Annotated in this window: 13 protein-coding genes and 2 pseudogenes; 9 read left to right on the forward strand and 6 right to left on the reverse strand. The window is 71.0% G+C overall.

Features of this window, described 5'->3' with window-relative positions; translation table 11 throughout:
• A partial coding sequence (locus DRB06_RS09170; RefSeq protein ID WP_181575243.1) for a 4-hydroxy-3-methylbut-2-enyl diphosphate reductase occupies positions 1 to 1,012 on the reverse strand: 1,012 nt, incomplete at its 3' end.
• A 63-nt stretch (positions 1,013 to 1,075) separates the two neighbouring features.
• Between DRB06_RS09170 and xseA the strand changes: the two genes are divergently transcribed.
• Entirely contained in the window at positions 1,076 to 2,443 is a 1,368-nt protein-coding gene (xseA, locus tag DRB06_RS09175) for an exodeoxyribonuclease VII large subunit (RefSeq protein WP_108968351.1), read from the forward strand.
• Positions 2,444 to 2,522: 79 nt separating this feature from the next.
• On the opposite strand, the gene DRB06_RS09180 is transcribed toward xseA, so the two are convergent.
• Positions 2,523 to 3,548: a LacI family DNA-binding transcriptional regulator gene (locus tag DRB06_RS09180; RefSeq protein ID WP_108968353.1), complete on the reverse strand. Its 1,026-nt coding sequence runs from the start codon at positions 3,546 to 3,548 to the stop codon at positions 2,523 to 2,525.
• A gap of 201 nt (positions 3,549 to 3,749) precedes the next feature.
• On the opposite strand from DRB06_RS09180, the gene DRB06_RS09185 reads away from it, so the two are divergent.
• A complete protein-coding gene (locus DRB06_RS09185; protein ID WP_073328383.1) occupies positions 3,750 to 4,040 on the forward strand; it encodes an exodeoxyribonuclease VII small subunit in 291 nt (96 codons plus the stop codon).
• A gap of 72 nt (positions 4,041 to 4,112) precedes the next feature.
• A complete protein-coding gene (locus DRB06_RS09190; RefSeq protein ID WP_108968355.1) occupies positions 4,113 to 5,069 on the forward strand; it encodes a carbohydrate kinase in 957 nt (318 codons plus the stop codon).
• 41 nt (positions 5,070 to 5,110) lie between these two features.
• On the opposite strand, the gene DRB06_RS09195 is transcribed toward DRB06_RS09190, so the two are convergent.
• Both DRB06_RS09195 and uppS read right to left on the reverse strand, forming a co-directional pair.
• Positions 5,111 to 6,442: a PhoH family protein gene (locus DRB06_RS09195; protein ID WP_073328378.1), complete on the reverse strand. Its 1,332-nt coding sequence runs from the start codon at positions 6,440 to 6,442 to the stop codon at positions 5,111 to 5,113.
• Positions 6,443 to 6,663: 221 nt separating this feature from the next.
• Positions 6,664 to 7,527, reverse strand: coding sequence for a polyprenyl diphosphate synthase (uppS, locus tag DRB06_RS09200; protein ID WP_108968359.1), 864 nt, complete (start codon positions 7,525 to 7,527; stop codon positions 6,664 to 6,666).
• A 177-nt stretch (positions 7,528 to 7,704) separates the two neighbouring features.
• Here uppS and DRB06_RS09205 point away from each other — a divergent pair, with 177 nt between their 5' ends.
• The 3 genes from DRB06_RS09205 (at position 7,705) to msrA (ending at position 10,045) form a co-directional block, all read left to right on the forward strand.
• On the forward strand, positions 7,705 to 8,403 hold the full coding sequence (locus tag DRB06_RS09205; protein ID WP_108968361.1) for a hemolysin III family protein: 699 nt from the start codon (positions 7,705 to 7,707) through the stop codon (positions 8,401 to 8,403).
• 167 nt (positions 8,404 to 8,570) lie between these two features.
• Entirely contained in the window at positions 8,571 to 9,065 is a 495-nt protein-coding gene (locus DRB06_RS09210) for a transcription elongation factor GreA (RefSeq protein WP_073328370.1), read from the forward strand.
• 236 nt (positions 9,066 to 9,301) lie between these two features.
• Complete coding sequence (msrA, locus tag DRB06_RS09215; protein ID WP_111819773.1) at positions 9,302 to 10,045, forward strand: peptide-methionine (S)-S-oxide reductase MsrA; 744 nt, start codon at positions 9,302 to 9,304, stop codon at positions 10,043 to 10,045.
• Between the two features lie 122 nt (positions 10,046 to 10,167).
• Here the strand turns inward: msrA and DRB06_RS09220 are convergent, their stop codons facing one another.
• Positions 10,168 to 10,884, reverse strand: coding sequence for a LysE/ArgO family amino acid transporter (locus DRB06_RS09220; protein WP_258522217.1), 717 nt, complete (start codon positions 10,882 to 10,884; stop codon positions 10,168 to 10,170).
• A gap of 146 nt (positions 10,885 to 11,030) precedes the next feature.
• Here DRB06_RS09220 and DRB06_RS16960 point away from each other — a divergent pair.
• Positions 11,031 to 11,909, forward strand: a pseudogene (locus DRB06_RS16960) (ABC-ATPase domain-containing protein); the annotation flags it as partial.
• A gap of 489 nt (positions 11,910 to 12,398) precedes the next feature.
• Positions 12,399 to 13,703, forward strand: a pseudogene (locus DRB06_RS16965) (P-loop domain-containing protein); the annotation flags it as partial.
• 106 nt (positions 13,704 to 13,809) lie between these two features.
• Here DRB06_RS16965 and DRB06_RS09235 read toward each other — a convergent pair.
• Entirely contained in the window at positions 13,810 to 14,367 is a 558-nt protein-coding gene (locus DRB06_RS09235; RefSeq protein WP_073328365.1) for an NADPH-dependent FMN reductase, read from the reverse strand.
• A 165-nt stretch (positions 14,368 to 14,532) separates the two neighbouring features.
• Here DRB06_RS09235 and ilvA point away from each other — a divergent pair, with 165 nt between their 5' ends.
• Positions 14,533 to 16,107, forward strand: coding sequence for a threonine ammonia-lyase, biosynthetic (gene ilvA, locus DRB06_RS09240; protein ID WP_111819774.1), 1,575 nt, complete (start codon positions 14,533 to 14,535; stop codon positions 16,105 to 16,107).
• Positions 16,108 to 16,468: the final 361 nt, after the last annotated feature.

Below are 16,468 nucleotides of genomic sequence, written 5' to 3' on the forward strand. Positions count from 1 at the left end.
GCTCCGGGGCGCGGCCGCCGGCGGCGGTCTTGAGGTCGGCGCGCAGGTTCTTCGGCAGGGAGAAGGCGATCTTCTCCGTCGCGGTACGCACCTGCTCGACGTCGGTGAACCCCAGCTCCCCCAGTCGCTCGATCACCTCGCGCACCAGAATCTCCGGCACCGAGGCCCCGGAGGTCAGGCCCACGGTGTTCGCGCCGTCGAACCAGGAGGGATCCAGCTCGCGGGCGTAGTCGACCCGGTGGGCGGCGGGCGCGCCGGCCTCCAGGGCAACCTCCTTCAGTCGCACGGAGTTGGAGGAGTTGCCGGAGCCGACCACGATCATCACGTCCACCTGCGAGGCGATGGTCTTGACGGCCCCCTGCCGGTTCTGAGTGGCGTAGCAGATGTCGTCACCGGGCGGGTCACTCAGGCCCGGAAAGCGCTCCCGCAGGCGCCGCACCGTCTCCATGGTCTCGTCCACGGACAGGGTGGTCTGGCTGATCCACACCACCTTGCTCGGGTCGCGCACCTGTACGGAGTCGACCTCGTCGGGGCCGTTGACCACCTGAATATGGTCGGGTGCCTCCCCCTGGGTCCCCTCGACCTCCTCGTGGCCCGAGTGACCGACCAGGATGATGTCGTAGTCGTCCTTGGCGAAACGAATCGCCTGCTTGTGTACCTTCGTCACCAGCGGGCAGGTCGCGTCGATCGTCTGCAGGTGGCGTGCGGCCGCCTGCGCGTGCACGGCCGGGGACACGCCGTGGGCTGAGAAGACCACGCGCGCCCCCTCGGGCACCTGATCGGTCTCCGAGACGAACACCGCGCCCCGCTTCGAGAGCGCCTCGACCACGTACTTGTTGTGCACGATCTCCTTGCGCACGTAAATCGGTGCCCCATAGAGGGCCAGGGCCTGTTCCACGGCGTCGACGGCGCGATCCACGCCGGCGCAGTAGCCGCGTGGGGAGGCCAGCAGGATGCGCTTTCCGGGCCGGCCGGCGGCATCCGGCGCACCCGCAACTTGAGCAATCGTCACGCCCCCACTGTGCCACACCACCCGGTCGGGCGAACACGCCCCGGCGGCGTTTAACGTGGCACAGTGGAGCACGTGACCGACTCCTCGCCCCGCCGCACACCTTCGCCGCCCGCGCAGGCGCCCCTGAACCCGCCCGCCGCCCAGCCCGCTGGTCCCGGCACGAGCCGGCCCCTGGCCCGTCTGGCGCGTGAGACCACCCCGGAGAACCCCTGGCCGCTGCGGCTGCTGTCCACCAAGATCGACGAGTACGTCAACAAGATGACCTTCGTGTGGGTGGAGGGGCAGATCGTCCAGTTCAACCGGCGCCCCGGCTCGGGCATGCAGTACCTGACCCTGCGCGACGCAGACGCCGACATGTCCATGTCCGTGTCCGTGTTCACCCGGGAGTTGGCCGCCATCGAGCGGGCCACCGGCGTGCAGGTGACCGAGGGGGCCCGCGTCGTCGTCCACGCCAAACCGCGCTTCTGGACCAAGCGCGGCAGCCTGGAGTTGCGCGCCGACGACATCCGCCCGGTCGGTATCGGCGACCTGCTGGCCCGCATCGAGCAGCTGCGCCGGATCCTGGCGGCCGAGGGCCTGTTCGACGCCGAGCGCAAGCACCCACTGCCCTTCCTGCCCCGCAAGGTCGGGCTGGTTTGCGGCCGCAACGCCAAGGCCAAGGACGACGTCGTCGTCAACGCCCGCCTGCGCTGGCCCGGCCTGCCCTTCGAGATCCGCGAGGTAGCCGTGCAGGGGGCGCAGGCGGTGCGCGAGGTCACCGCCGCCATCCGGGAGCTCGACGCCGACCCGAGCGTGGACGTGATCGTGGTGGCGCGCGGGGGTGGGGCCGTGGAGGACCTGCTGCCATTCTCCGACGAGGGGCTGGTGCGGGCCGCGGCCGCCGCCCGCACCCCGATCGTCTCCGCGATCGGGCACGAGACCGACTGCCCGCTGCTGGACCTTGTCGCCGACTACCGGGCGTCCACCCCCACGGATGCGGCCCGTCGCATTGTGCCGGATCTGGCCGAGGAGACCATGGGGCTGGACCAGGCCCGTGAGCGCATGCGCACGGTGCTGCGCTCCCGCCTGGACGCCGAGCAGCGTGGCCTGGACCAGGTGCTGGCCCGGCCGGTGATGGCCGATCCGACGCTCATCGTGCGCGACCGGGTTGCCGAGCTGGAGCAGGCCCGCGAGCGCATGCGCCGGGCGCTGTCCGCCACGCTGTCCCTGGCCGACGCCGATCTGCGCGCCGATCACGCCCGCCTGCGGGCCCTGTCCCCCCAGGGTGTGCTCGACCGGGGCTACGCGATCCTGCGCAGCCCGGGCGGCGGCATCATCACCTCCGCCCAGCAGCTGAAGAAGGGCGACCTGATCGAGGGCGTGCTGGCCTCGGGCCGCCTGGTGGCGCAGGTCGTGGGTACCACCAAGCCCGCCTCCAACGCACCCGAATAACGAAACGCCGCCCCGCGCCGGGTCGGACTACACCCACCTGACCCACCTGCGCCGAGCCCGCCCCTGCCGAGTGCCAGATTCAGCTTCCCGGCCGCGTCACCGACTCCCGCTCAACCACGCGCCCGACGATTCGCAGGTTCTGCGGCTGCGCATCCGGGTTGTCCAGCAGGCCGTAGAGCCGCTCCACCGCCCACGCCGCCATCTCCGCGTGCGGGAGGGCGATGGAGGTCAACGGCGGGGACAGCGACTCGTTGATCAGCACCATGTCGTCGAATCCGACCACGGACAGGTCCTGCGGTATGCGCAGTCCCAACTCGGCGGCGGCCGCGTACACGCCCATGGCCATGGCGTCGGCGAAGCAGAACACTCCGGTGGGGCGCTGTGCCGGTGGCGCGTCGAGCAGCCGGATGGCGGCGTCGTGAGCGGCGCGACCGGTCGGCGTGCAGGCGACAACGACGGGCTCGATGCCACTAGCGCGGCAGCGGGCGAGGAATCCCTGTGCGCGCCCGTGAGCCGCGGGGATGTCATCCTGATTGTTGATCATGGCCACGCGGCGGTGCCCGGACGCTAACAGCGCCTCGGCGCCGGCGCGGCCGCCGGCCACCTCATCCGGCACTACCCAGGAGTAACGGGCGTCGGCGGTGAAGGCGTTGACCACCACCGTGGGCACGCCCGCCAAGGCCGATGGCACCGTCACCTTCTGGTGGTAGAGGGCACCGAGGATGACGCCGTCGACTTGATGGTCCATGAGGGTGGCGATCACACCGTCCTCGTCGTCGGCCGTGTCGGCGACGATGAGCAGCCCGCCGCGGGCGCGCACGGCGTCCTGGGCTCCCAGCACCATGCGGCCCAGGTGTTCGGTGGTGGCCAGTTGGCGCCCGACCAAGGCGATCGTGTCCGTGCGTCGAGTGCGCAGGGCGCGGGCGGAGGGATTGGCGCGGTAGCCGAGAGCCGCCGCCACGGACTTGACGTGGCTGCGGGTCTCCTCCGAGACGCGCGATCCCTCCGGGTTGTTCAAGGCGTGCGAGACCGTCGTGACGGATACGCCGGCCTCCCGGGCCACATCCTTGATGGTGACCCGGTCAGCCTTGCAACCAGGACTCATCGGTCACTCCCTCCTGCAGACACTCGGGCAGGCGGTAAGTATCTCCCATGTGGTCCGCCGCGATGCAGGCGCGGGCCATCAAGACCATCGGCGTACCAGGCGTGCAGTTGCTTGCCGGTTCGCGCGGAGTCTCGATCCGGATTCATCATGCCCGAGCGTTAACTGGCGCACATCCGCCGCCCGCGTGCAACAATCGGTGCCATGAGCGCACCCTCCCCCGCTGAGTCGATCGGCCCCGCAGACGCCAACGCCGACGTCGCCTCCCTGCCCTACGAGCAGGCCCGCGAGCAGCTGGTCGGCGTCGTCCAGCGCCTGGAGGCCGGTCAGGTTCCCCTGGAGGAGGCCCTGAAGCTGTGGGAGCGCGGCGAGGCCCTGGCCGCCCGCTGCCAGTCCTGGCTCGACGACGCACGCGCCCGCCTGGCCGCCGTCGCCGGCAACGGCAGCGAGCCCGCCGAATCCGCCGGCCCCGACGCCAATTCCACACCCTTCTGAGCGCCCTTCCGCCCCGTATTCGCTTGTCACCGTCCGCCCTCGCCACCGCCCATCAACCATGAGGAGCCCAACATGTCCGCACCCGGCCCCGCAGGCGCCGCCCTCGTCATCGGCGAGGCGCTCGTCGACGTCGTCATCCACCCCGGTCAACCCGCCCAAGACATTCCCGGCGGCTCCCCCGCCAACGTCGCCCTGGGGCTCAGCCGCCTGGGCCGCGACGCCGAGCTGGACTGCTGGATCGGCACCGACCCGCGCGGCCTGGCGGTGAAGGCGCACCTGGAGGCCTCCGGAGTGCGGCTGACACCGGGGTCCGACGGCGCCGAGCGCACCTCGACGGCACAGGCCACCATCGGCGCCGACCGCGCCGCCACCTACGTGTTCGACCTGGACTGGAATCCGCCCTACCCGCAGCGCACTGAGGGCGCCCCCGCGCCACTGCTGGTGCACACCGGCTCCATCGGGGCGGTCCTCCAGCCCGGCGCACGCACGGTCGAACAGGTGCTGTCCGACTACCGGGCCACCTCCACGATCTGCTACGACCCCAACGCCCGCCCGCAGCTGATGGGCACGCCCGAGCAGGCACGCGCGCAGGTCGAGCGGCTGATCGCCCTGGCCGATGTGGTCAAGTGCTCCGATGAGGACATTGCCTGGTTCTACGGTGAGGACGCGGATGTCGAGGCCGTGGCGCGCGACTGGCTGAAGCTGGGCGCGGCCGTCGTCGTCGTCACCCGCGGCAAGCAGGGTTCGCTGGCGGTGACCGCCTCCGGGCTGCGCATGGAGGTGCCCGCCGACCCCACCGTGGTGGTCTCCGACACCGTCGGCGCGGGCGACTCCTTCATGGGCGGGCTCGAGGACGGCATCTGGGCCGAGGGCCTGGTGGGCGCCGAGCAGCGTGAGGCGCTGCGCAACATCGACGCCGCGGCGCTCGAGCGCGTGCTGCGGCATGCGGCCGCCATCGCGGACATCACCGTCTCCCGCGCCGGCGCCAACCCGCCCACCCGCGCCGAGCTGGAGAGCCACACCGCCTGACCCCGCCCTGCCCCTTCCGCAGCGGCGGGCAGGTTCGGCACTCAGTACAGCGGGATCTCGTCGAGCATGCGCGTGACCAGCTCGGCGATCTCGCTGCGCTCGGTGCGCACCAGGTCGACGTGCGCGAACAGGTCCCGGTCCTTCAGGGACTCGACCACGCTGACCACGCCGTCCCAGCGGCCCACCCGCAGGTTGTCCCGCTGGGCGACGTCGTGGGTGAGCACCACCTTGGAGTTCTGGCCGATCCGGGACAGCACCGTCAGCAGCACATTGCGCTCCAGCGACTGGGCCTCGTCCACGATCACGAAGGCGTCGTGCAGGGAGCGTCCGCGCACGTGCGTCAGCGGCAGCACCTCCAGCTGCCCGGCGGCGACGATCCGGTCGATTCGGTCCGTGGGCACCACCGAGCTGAGGGTGTCAAACACCGCGTCCCCCCAGGGGGACATCTTCTCCGCCGAGTCGCCGGGCAGGTAGCCGAGGGTCTGCCCGCCCACCGCGTACAGGGGCCGGAACACCATCACCTTGCGGTGCTCGTGCCGGTTGACGACGGCGTCCAGGCCGGCGCTCAGCGCCAGGGCGGACTTGCCGGTGCCCGCACGGCCGCCCAGTGAGACGATGCCGATGTCGGGGTTGAGCAGGTGGTCGATGGCGATGCGCTGCTCGGCGCTGCGCCCGCGCACGCCGAAGACCTCGCGGGAGGGGTCGACCAGGTGCAGGGTCCCGCCGACCACGGTGGCCAGCGCCGATCCGCGTGGGGAGGTCACCACCACGCCGGTGTGGGTGGGTTGAGCCGCCAGGTCGTCGGCGGCCTCCTCGTCCGTCAGCCCGGACAGGTCCAGGACGCCGTCGTCCCACAGGCGGGAGATCTCCTCCGCGGTGACAGTTACAGCGGTCATGCCGGAGTAGATGTCCTCGCTGGCGAGCTCGGCCCGATACTCCTCCGCGGTCAGCCCGACGGCCGCGGCCTTGATACGCATGGGCAGGTCCTTGGACACGACGACGACCTCGCCGTCGTCCCCTCCCTGCCGGGCGCGGCGGGCAAGGGTGACGGCCACGGACAGGATGCGGGAGTCGTTATCGCCCAGGCGCATGGCGGCGGGCAGCACGTGGTCGTCGGCGCCGTTGAGCTCGACCCGCACCGTGCCGCCGCGATCGCCCACGGGGATGGGGCGGTCGAGCCGGCCGTGCTGCTCGCGCAGGCCGTCGAGCAGCCGCAGTGCGGAGCGGGCGAAGTAGCCCAGCTCGGGGTGGTGACGCTTGCCCTCCAACTCGGTGACCACCACGACCGGCAGCACGACGGCGTGCTCATCGAAGCGCAACACGGCGCGGGGGTCCGACAGTAGGACCGAGGTGTCCAGGACGTAGGTTCGCATGGCTGTCTCCGTCTGTGCTCGGCGGGCTGTACCCGACGTCCGGCCCCGGCCCGTCTGTGATACCGCTCACCATACCCGCTGTCGCTGCCGGAACGCTGAGCACAACGAGGCGTGGTGGCCGGAGCACCGTCGGCGCGGGCCTACAGTCACGGGCCTACCCGCCGACGACCAGCAACTGAGCCACCGCCGACGGCGGGGTCCGGCGTCCGAAGAAACCTCGGCTACTTGCCCAATCGGCGCTCGCGTCGCCCGTAGTCGCGCAGCGCCCGCAGGAAGTCGATGCGGCGGAAGTCCGGCCAGTACACCTCGCAGAAGTAGTACTCGGAGTGGACCGACTGCCACAGCAGGAAGCCGGACAGGCGCTGCTCCCCCGAGGTGCGGATGACCAGCTCGGGGTCGGGCTGCCCCTTGGTGTACAGGTGCGCAGTGATGTCCTCCTCGGACAGGGAGTCGGCGACCTGCTCCAGCGTGGCGCCGGCGGCGGCGCGCTCACGCAGCAGGGAGCGCACGGCGTCGGCAATCTCTTGGCGCCCGCCGTAGCCGACGGCAACGTTGACCTGCATGCGCCCATCCACGCCCGGCCCACCGGCATTCCCCGCCGCAGACGCCGAGGCGCCGGCGGCGGATCCGGCACCGGGGCCGACGCTCCCGTCGTCGGGGCCGCCGTCGTCGCGCCCGGCGGTGGACGCGACGGCGGCGCGCAGCCGGTCCGCCACGGGCGCGGGCAACAGGTCCACATTCCCAACCAGACGCAACCGCCAGCGGCCGGCGGCGGCCAACTCGTCGACGGCGTGGGCGATGATGTCCAGCAGTGGTGAGAGCTCGGCGGGGTCGCGTGAGAGGTTGTCGGTGCTCAGCAGCCACAGGGTGACCACACCGACGCCGGCATCCTCCGCCCACCCCAGGAACTCCTCGATCTTGTCGGCGCCACGCTTGTGCCCCTGCGCGGTGCCGATACCCATGGCCCGCGCCCAACGGCGGTTGCCGTCGAGGATGACACCCACATGCTCGGGCACGCGGTCGGGTTTGACCTGGGCGACCAGGCGGCGCTCGTAGAGGTCGTACAGGAGGTTGTCGCCCGCCATGGCTCGTCTCTTTCTGTGCGCGCCGGTCCGCTATGACGCCGCCGCACCAGGGTCGGTGGGCGCGCCCAGCTCCGAGGGTACCGCGAGTGAGCCCTAGCCCACCTTCCCCACAAACCTACGGAAGCGTAAGTTACGGTAGCGTAGGTTGCTGGGACGTCCACGTGAGGAGAACCGTCGATGCGTACTTCCGCCCGGTCGCGCGGCGCGGCCGCAATCAGCGCCGCCAACGACCTCGCCCGCGCCGTCAAACCCAAGCTGCGCGGGTGGATCCACGCCTGCACCGCTCCCCTGGCGCTGGCCGCCTGCATCGTGCTGACGGTGCTGGCGCCGGGTGCAGGGCTGAAGTGGGCGTGTGCCGCCTACCTGGCCTGCTCGCTGCTGCTGTTCGCCAATTCGGGCGTCTACCACATCTCCAACGGCCACTTCCCCAGCGCCGTGTCCACGGTGCTGCAGCGCTTCGACCATGCCAACATCTACCTGCTGATCGCCGGCACCTACACACCCCTGTCGGTGGCACTGCTCGACGCCGGCACGGCCCGCCTGGTGCTGGGAATCGTGTGGGGCGGGGCCGCACTCGGCATCCTCACCACGCTGCTGTGGCCGACGGCGCCGCGCTGGCTGTCGACCCTGTTCTACATCCTGCTCGGCTGGGTGGCGCTGTGGTTCCTGCCCCAATTCTGGGTCACCGGCGGTCCGGCGGTCTTCTGGCTGCTGGTGGCCGGCGGCGTCGTCTATACGACGGGCGGTGTCATCTACGCGCGCAAGCGCCCCGACCCGTTCCCCCGCTGGTTCGGCTTCCATGAGATCTTCCATACGTGCACGGTGGCCGCGTGGGCCTGCCACTGCGTGGCCTGTTATCTGGCGGTGCTGGGCTGAGAGGCCGCGAACCGCGCCGCGCCCACCGCAGACATCCGGCCGACATGGCCACGCACACCGCCGTCGCCGACCCACGGGGCGGCGGGAACGTATAGACTCGCGGTTTATATCCGGACAGCACCTGAGGATTCCTGAGGATTTCTGCCGCCCGTTCGCAAGGAGGAACCATGGCCGAAGAGACCACCGAACAGCAGGGCACCTGGCTCACCCAGGAGGCGTTCGACCGACTCACCGAGGAACTCGAGCGCCGCAAGAACGTTGAGCGCAAGGCGATCGCCCAGCGCGTGGAGGCCGCCCGCCAGGAGGGCGACCTGCGGGAGAACGCCGGCTATCACGCGGCCCGCGAGGAGGCCTCGCTCAACGAGGCCCGCATTGTCACGCTCACCGAGATGCTGGAGCACGCGCAGGTGGGCGCCGCCAGCTTCGACGGCTCCGTCGCCGCGGGCACCGTCGTCACGGCGAAGGTCGCCGGCCGCGAGCAATCCTTCGCCCTGGGCGGGCAGGAGATCACCGCGGACGTCCCCGAGGGCGTCAAGGTCTTCTCCCCCGACGCCCCACTCGGCCGCGCCCTCATGGGGCACCGTGCCGGCGAGACCGTCACCTACAACGCGCCCACCGGCAAGGAAATAACCGCCGAGATCATCGACGTCAAGGCGCTGTAGACCACACCAACGATCAACGCGCCCCGTTCCCGCCCACGCGGCGGGCACGGGGCGCGCTTGTTCCTCTCCTGTTCCCACTCTTACTCCACTACTCCACGCCTCGCGCCGCATTCCCGGGTCGGCGCGAGCGTGGCGTTTTCGACCGGGGTGCCGCGGGGGTGCCCGCGCATACGCCTCCGGCGTACTCCCATGGTTCACACTTAACGCGCTCGGCCGCCCCGAGTACGGTCACCCCCATGACAGCAGCTACACAGCCCGCTCCCGCCGCCGCGCCGACGGCGCGCCCCCGCCCGGCCCGCAACCCTCAGATTCCCGGCCGGGAGACCACGCTCCTGCCCAACCCGGGTGACCACGTCGTCCTGGGCACTCCCCTGGACGGCCCCTGGCCCGAGGGCACTCAGGTGCTCTACCTGGCGGGCGGCTGTTTCTGGGGTGTGGAGCGCTTCCTGTGGCGCCAGCCCGGCGTCGTGGCCACCGCCGTGGGCTACATGGGCGGCACCACCCCGAACGCCACCTACCGGGAGGTGTGCACCGGCGCCACCGGTCACGCCGAGACGGTGCGCGTGGCTTATGACCCGGACGTGTGCGGGCAGGGCGGGGAGAGCCTGCTGCGCACCTTCTGGGAGAACCACGACTCCACCCAGCTGAACCGGCACGGCAACGACGTCGGCACCCAGTACCGCTCGGCGGTGTGGACCACCACGTCGGCGCAGGCCAACGCCGCCCTGGCGATCCGCACCGCCTTCCAGGGGGAGCTGACGCGGCTGGGCCGCGGCACCTGCGTGACGACCATCGCGCCGGCCACCGAGCTTTACGCCGACTTCGGCGGCCCCTTCTACCTGGCGGAGGACTACCACCAGGGCTACCTGGAGAAGAACCCCGACGGCTACTGCAACCACGGCCCCAACGGGATCACCTGCCCGATCGGGATCGCGAACGTGCCCGCCCAGACGGACGTGCTGCCGCCCGAGGCGGTGTAAGCACACCGAGGCCGCGGCAACGCGTTCGGGCCGGGTAGAGGCGTTCAGCGTCTCTACCCGGCCCGTTACGTTCCCACCCGGCGCCCTACCGGAGCCGGCAGCGGCGAGGAATGCCCCGGCCTTCAGGCACCCAGCGCCAGGTTGACGGCCACCCCCAGCATGACCAGGCCGACCAGTACATCCAGCACGCGCCAGGTGCGTGGGCTGGACAGCGGCCCGGACAGCGCCCGCGCCCCCAGGCCCAGCGCCGTGAACCACAGGATCGACGCCGTACCGGCGCCGGCGGCGGCCACCCACCGGGCCGCCCCGAAGCCGTTGGTGACCGTGCCGAGCATCAGCACGGTGTCGAGATAGACGTGCGGGTTCAGCCAGGTGAGCGCGAGCGTCGTCAGCGCCACCGACGACGCCGGACGCGCCTGCTCCTGCTCAAGCGCACCGGGACGCATGGCCGACCGGAAGCTGGAGATCGCGAAGCCGATCAGGTAGAGCACGCCGCCCCAGCGCAACACCTCCAGCGCCCAGGGGGCCAGGCGCGCCACCACGCCGATCCCGCCGGTGCCAATGGCGATGAGCGCCAAGTCGCTGAGCGCACAGATGGCTATCACCAGCCCGACGTGTTCGCGGCGTACGCCCTGGCGCAGTACCCACGCGTTCTGTGCGCCGATGGCCACGATCAGCCCCAGGCCGGTGGCGAAGCCGGTAATGGCCGGCGCCAAGCCTGCGTTGTGTGCGGCCGACACCGTTCCGAAGACCGGTGCCGCCGTCAGGGCAGCGGACGCCGGGTTCCAGGACGCAGGGATCAAGGCCGCGCAATCCAGCAGGCTCATGGAAGTGATCACGACCCGACCGTACGGGCAACGGCCGGGCTGCCGTAAGCCCGGCCCGCCGTCCGCCTCGGTGGCGGAGCCCACGCGGTGCCGGGTGCAACTCGCCGTCGGCGGACCGCACCGCAGGGATCGCGCCGGAAATGTGCCAATATCAGGGCATGAGTGAGCGCAGTGACTTCACAGACGACCGCGGCTATGGCGACCGCGGCAACCGGCGCGACCGATATGACCGTGGCAATGACCGCGGCGACCGGCGCGACCGCGGAGACTACCGCGGCTCCGGCGGCTACGACCGTGGCTACCGCAGCAACTACCGGGGCGACGGCGAGCGCGGCTACGGCCGGGATCGCGGCTATGGCGACCGGCGCGACGACCGGGGCTATAACCGCGACCGCGACGGCCGGGGATACGACCGGGGCGGACGCGGCTACGACCGCGACGGCCGGGGCTACCGCAACCACCGGGAGGACCGCGATTATCGCGACAACCGCGGCTATGGCGACCGGCGCGGACGCGACTTCCAGCGCGACGACCGCGGCGGACGCGGATACGACCGGGGCGGCCGGGGGTATGACCGCGGCGGCCGCGGATACGACCGGGGCGGCCGGGGGTATGACCGCGGCGGACGCGGATACGACCGGGGAGACCGGGACCGCGACTACCGGCGCGAGGGCCGCCGCCACGAGAAGGGCCCGCGCAAGGGCACGCTCAGCGACCTGGTGGATTACCTGCACGTACTCGACGGCCGCTCCTATTCCGCCTACCGCGACACGGTCGGCCACTACCGCGCCCCCGAGGGCTGGGTCCTGCACGTCGACTACGTCCAGCCCGACCCCTACGCCCCGCCCACCCGCATCCGCATTCAGGTTCCTGCCGACCTGCCGGGTCTGAAGCTGCTGCACGAGGAGGACCTGCTGTCCACCCACGACCGGCGCGTCGCGGTGGGCGACTTCCTCACCCGGGAACTGCACCGCGGTTTCCGCGGCACCAACCTCTCGATCGCCGGCCCCGGCCAGGAGATTCTCGAACGCTGCTCCGTCATCGTCTCCGCCCCGGCCGAGGCCGATCCCGAGGCGCAGACCGACGCCGATGCCTCCGCCGCGGACGCGGAGGAATCGCGCGGCCCCGCAAAGCAGGCCGACGAGGTCGTGGACCTGTTCACGGTGCTGACCGAGACGGACGCCGAAGACGCGGACGAGTCCGTTGCAGTGGACGAGGCGAGCAGCCCCCACGCTACCGCCACCGAGGATGATGCCGCCGCCGAAGATGACGCCGCTCAGGCCGCTGCCGAAGAGGACATGCCCGCCGCGGATGACTTCGCCGCTGCCATCGGCTCCACCGAGCCCGCCGACACCACGATTGCGGCGCCGTCGGCGCAGATCGAGTTCACCGAGCCGGCGTCCGCCGCCTCCGCTCCACAGGCCCCGGACGCCGTCGAGGACGCCGAGGACGCTGCCGAGGTCGCAGGTGCTGAAGCAGAGGAGGCGCCCGCCCCGGCTGCCGCCTCCGGCCCCGACTTCATCATTGAGATCCGCGCCCGGGTGGCGCTGCCGGCCCGTGGCCGCTCCATCCGCGGCCGCGAGGCCGCGAACATCTTCAACCTGGACCTGACCCGCGAAGTCAACGCGGCCCTGGACCTGACCGGCGAGCGTGCCGAGCGCCTGCTGGCGCACGTCGCCGCCCTGGAGGACCACCGGGCGCTGACGCGGGCGGTGCTCGACAACGGCTGGGTCTCCTTCCTCGCCGACGGGTCGATCCTGCCCCGCCGCTCCGGCGTCAGCGATGCACCCATGGAGGAGGGCGCCGTCGCGCTGACCGCCCCGGACTCGCTGGCCGCCACCGTCACCCTGCCGCACGCCGGCGAGGTGCGCGGCACCGCCGTCGGCTCCGGAGTAACGCTCATCGTCGGCGGCGGCTACCACGGCAAGTCCACGCTGCTGAGTGCGATCGAACGCGGCGTCTACCCGCACGTGCCGGGCGACGGCCGCGAGCTGGTCGCCACGGTCCCGGACGCCGTCAAGGTACGCGCCGCGGATGGCCGGGCGGTCACGGGCGTGGACCTGACCCCGTTCATCTCCCACCTGCCCGGCGGGAGGGACACCGCCTCCTTCACCACCACCAATGCCTCCGGTTCCACCTCGCAGGCGGCCTCCATCGTGGAGTCGATCGAGGCGGGCGCCTCGGCGCTGCTGCTGGATGAGGACACCTCAGCCACCAACCTCCTGATCCGCGATGCGCGCATGCGCACGCTGGTGGCCGACGACCAGGAGCCGATCACCCCGTTCGTGGACCGGGTGGGCGCGCTGGCCGAGGCGGGCGTGTCCACCGTGCTGGTGATGGGCGGTTCCGGGGACTACCTGGATGTGGCCGACCGGGTGCTGCTGCTGGACTCCTACGTGCTGCACGACGCCACCGAGCGGGCCGCCGAGGTCGCTGCGGCGCAGCCGCGGGAGGCCACGGCGCTGGCGGACTTCCCCATGCAGACCCCGCGCGTGCCACTGCCCTCGCAGCGCACCCAGCGCGGCCCGGTGCGCACGCGCGCCCGCGGCACGGACTCGCTCACCCTGGACCGGGAGGACATCGACATCTCCGACGTGGCCGGCGTGGTCGAGTCCGGGCAGGCGGAGGCCGTGGCCTACGCCCTGCGGGCGCTGCTGGAGCAGCGCTTCGACGGGGAGTCGACGCTGGCCCAGTGTCTGGATGACCTGGACGCGCTGCTGGACGATGAGGGCCTGGACGCGTTGGATCGTCGCCCGGCCTTCCTGGTGCGCCCGCGCATGGTGGACGTGGCAGCCGCGGTGAACCGCTACCGCAAGCTCAAGCTGGCCTGAGGGGCCCACACAGGCAGCTGAGCGCCGCTCAAGACCCAAATGGACGGGGAGCCCGCCACCTTGCGAGGTGACGGGCTCCCGCGTGTATGGGCAGCGCGAGACGGATTCAGCGCAGCGCGGCCAGCGCCTGGTCCTGGGCGACGATCGCCTCGACCATTGCGGGGACCTCGCTGTCGTGGAAGGCGGCCGGGGCGAAACTGGACATGTTCTCGAAGTCGGTGGCCAGGTGCAGGTTGACCTGCGGCCCCACCACGCCGGTGGTGAAGTTCGACAGAATCAGGCGCAGGGCCTCGATCGGCCGGTGGCCGGCGGAGAAGGAGTAGCCGACCAGGCCGACGGCCTTGTTGGCCAGCACGGACGGGGTGATGAAGTCGATCGCGTTCTTCAGCGCGCCCGGGACGGAGTGGTTGTACTCCGGGGTGACGAAGACGTAGGCGTCGTATGCCGCCAGGGTCTCGTTCCACTTCACCGCGGCAGGGTCCTTGGCGGGGGCGGCCATCGGGGGAAGCTCCTCGGCGAAGACCGGCAGGTTGAAGGCGGCGAGCTCGAGGACCTCGGCCTGCACGCCCGCAACGGTGTTGGCCTTCTCGGCAACCCACTGAGCGACGGGCCCGCCCACGGAGTTGGGTCGAACGGAGCCGGTGATCACGGCGATCTTGGTCATGTTGTACTCCTTGAAAGCACGGTTGGAAGCAAATCAAGCAGACCGGACTCTAGGCCAAAGGTCCCCGTCGACATACAGTCTATCCACTGACCTTGCTCATACTCATCGCTCTTGCTTCTAGAAGGCCGTGCGTTTCCAAGGCGCGCCCCCAGTTAGGCTGAGAGCGTGAGCGATGCCGGAAGCAACGGAAACCACGCCGACCCCAACTCCCATTGGGACGGTGCCCGCTACCTGCGGGAGATTCTGCGCGCCCCCGTCTATGAGGCCGCCGAGCACACCCCTCTTCAGCCGATGCCCGCGCTGTCGACCCGCCTGGGCAACACGGTTGAGGTCAAGCGCGAGGACCTGCAGTCCGTTCATTCCTTCAAGATCCGCGGCGCCTACAACGCCATGCGCTCACTGTCCGACGCCGAGCGCGAGCGCGGCGTGGTCACCGCCTCCGCCGGCAACCACGCCCAGGGGGTCGCCCGCTCCGCCTCCCTGCTGGGGGTGCGCGCACTGATCGTCATGCCCACCGTCACCCCCCGCATCAAGGTCGACGCCGTGCGCACCCTGGGTGGCGAGGTGCTGCTGAGCGGAGACAACTTCGACGCCGCCAAGGCCGAGGCGCTGCGCCTGGCCAAGGCCGAGGGGCTGACCTACATCGCCCCCTTCGACGATCCCCGCGTCATCGCCGGCCAGGGCACCATCGGGTTGGAGATGATCCAGCAGGACGCCGATCTGGACCGCGTGTTCGTGCCCGTGGGCGGTGGTGGCCTGGTCTCCGGCATCGCCGTGCTGATCAAGCAGTTGATGCCGCAGGTACAGGTCATCGGCGTCGAGCACGAGGAGTCCGCCTGCCTGAATGCCGCACTGGCCGCCGGGGAGCCGGTCACGCTGGAGCACGTCGGCCTGTTCGCCGAGGGTGTGGCGGTGCGCCGCATCGGGGATGAGACCTTCCGCCTGTGTGCGCAGCTGCTCGACGACGTCGTGACCGTCTCCTCCGACGAGGTCTCCGCCGCCGTGCGCGACCTGTTCGAGGACCTGCGCGCCGTGCCGGAGCCTAGCGGAGCCGTCGCCCTGGCGGGACTGAAGCAGTACGTGGCCGCGCACGACCTCTCCGGCGAGCGGCTGGCCTGCGTATTGTCGGGGGCGAATCTGAACTTCCACCAACTGCGCTACATCTCCGAACGCGCCGAGATCGGCGAGCAGCGCGAGGCCATCCTGGGCGTGACCATCCCCGAGGTGCAGGGCGAGTTCCTGCGCTTCGCCTCCGTGTTGGGCGGCCGCGCGGTCACCGAATTCAACTACCGGGCGTCCGCCTCGGCCCCCGCGGGCGCACCGGCCCGAATCTTTGTGGGCGTGCGGCTCACTCGCGGACGCGACGAGCGCCGCGAGATCGTCGCCGACCTGGAGGCCGCCGGCTACGGCGTGGTGGACCTGACCGAGGACGAGCTCGCCAAGGTGCATGTGCGCTCCATGATCGGCGGGCGGGCCCCGGAGGGCCTGGTAGAGCGGCTGTTCAGCTTCGAGTTCCCGGAGTCTCCCGGGGCGTTGACCCGGTTCCTGGAGATCCTGGGGACTCGCTGGAACATCACCCTGTTCCACTACCGCACCGATGGCGCCGACTACGGGCGCATCCTGACGGCCTTCGAAGCCGGCCCGGACGACGCCGAGCTGACCGAGCACATGGACCGGCTCGGTTACACCTACCAAGAGGAGACGGACGACCCCTCCGCCCGCTTCTTCCTGGCCCGCTGAGCCCGCAGACCCCTCCCCGCCCCGCCCCGACCCTTCACCGAGGTCGGTAGATCTTACGTACCGAGGTCGGTTGCACCCTCAGCGGTCTCTTCGTGTTAAAGAGCTCTTCCGGTTTGTGGGTGTGGTGTCCACGGGCCGGTCGAGAGCCTGGGCCGGCGAGCGAGTGGACTGGGGGCTCTGCTACGCCGGTTGGACGTTAACAACGCCACTTAACGCTCTGCTGTATACCTCGGAGCCCTTCAGTAAACCGTTAACAGGCGTTGTTAACCCCGAAGTGGCGTTGCAGACCGGGAAGTGGCGTAGCAGATGATCCCCGCCCCCAGACGCCGGGGTCGCCGGCAGACAAGTCCGGCACGGTGAA

The organism is Actinomyces sp. Z5 (genome assembly GCF_003287795.1).
Lineage (GTDB): Bacteria > Actinomycetota > Actinomycetes > Actinomycetales > Actinomycetaceae > Actinomyces > Actinomyces glycerinitolerans.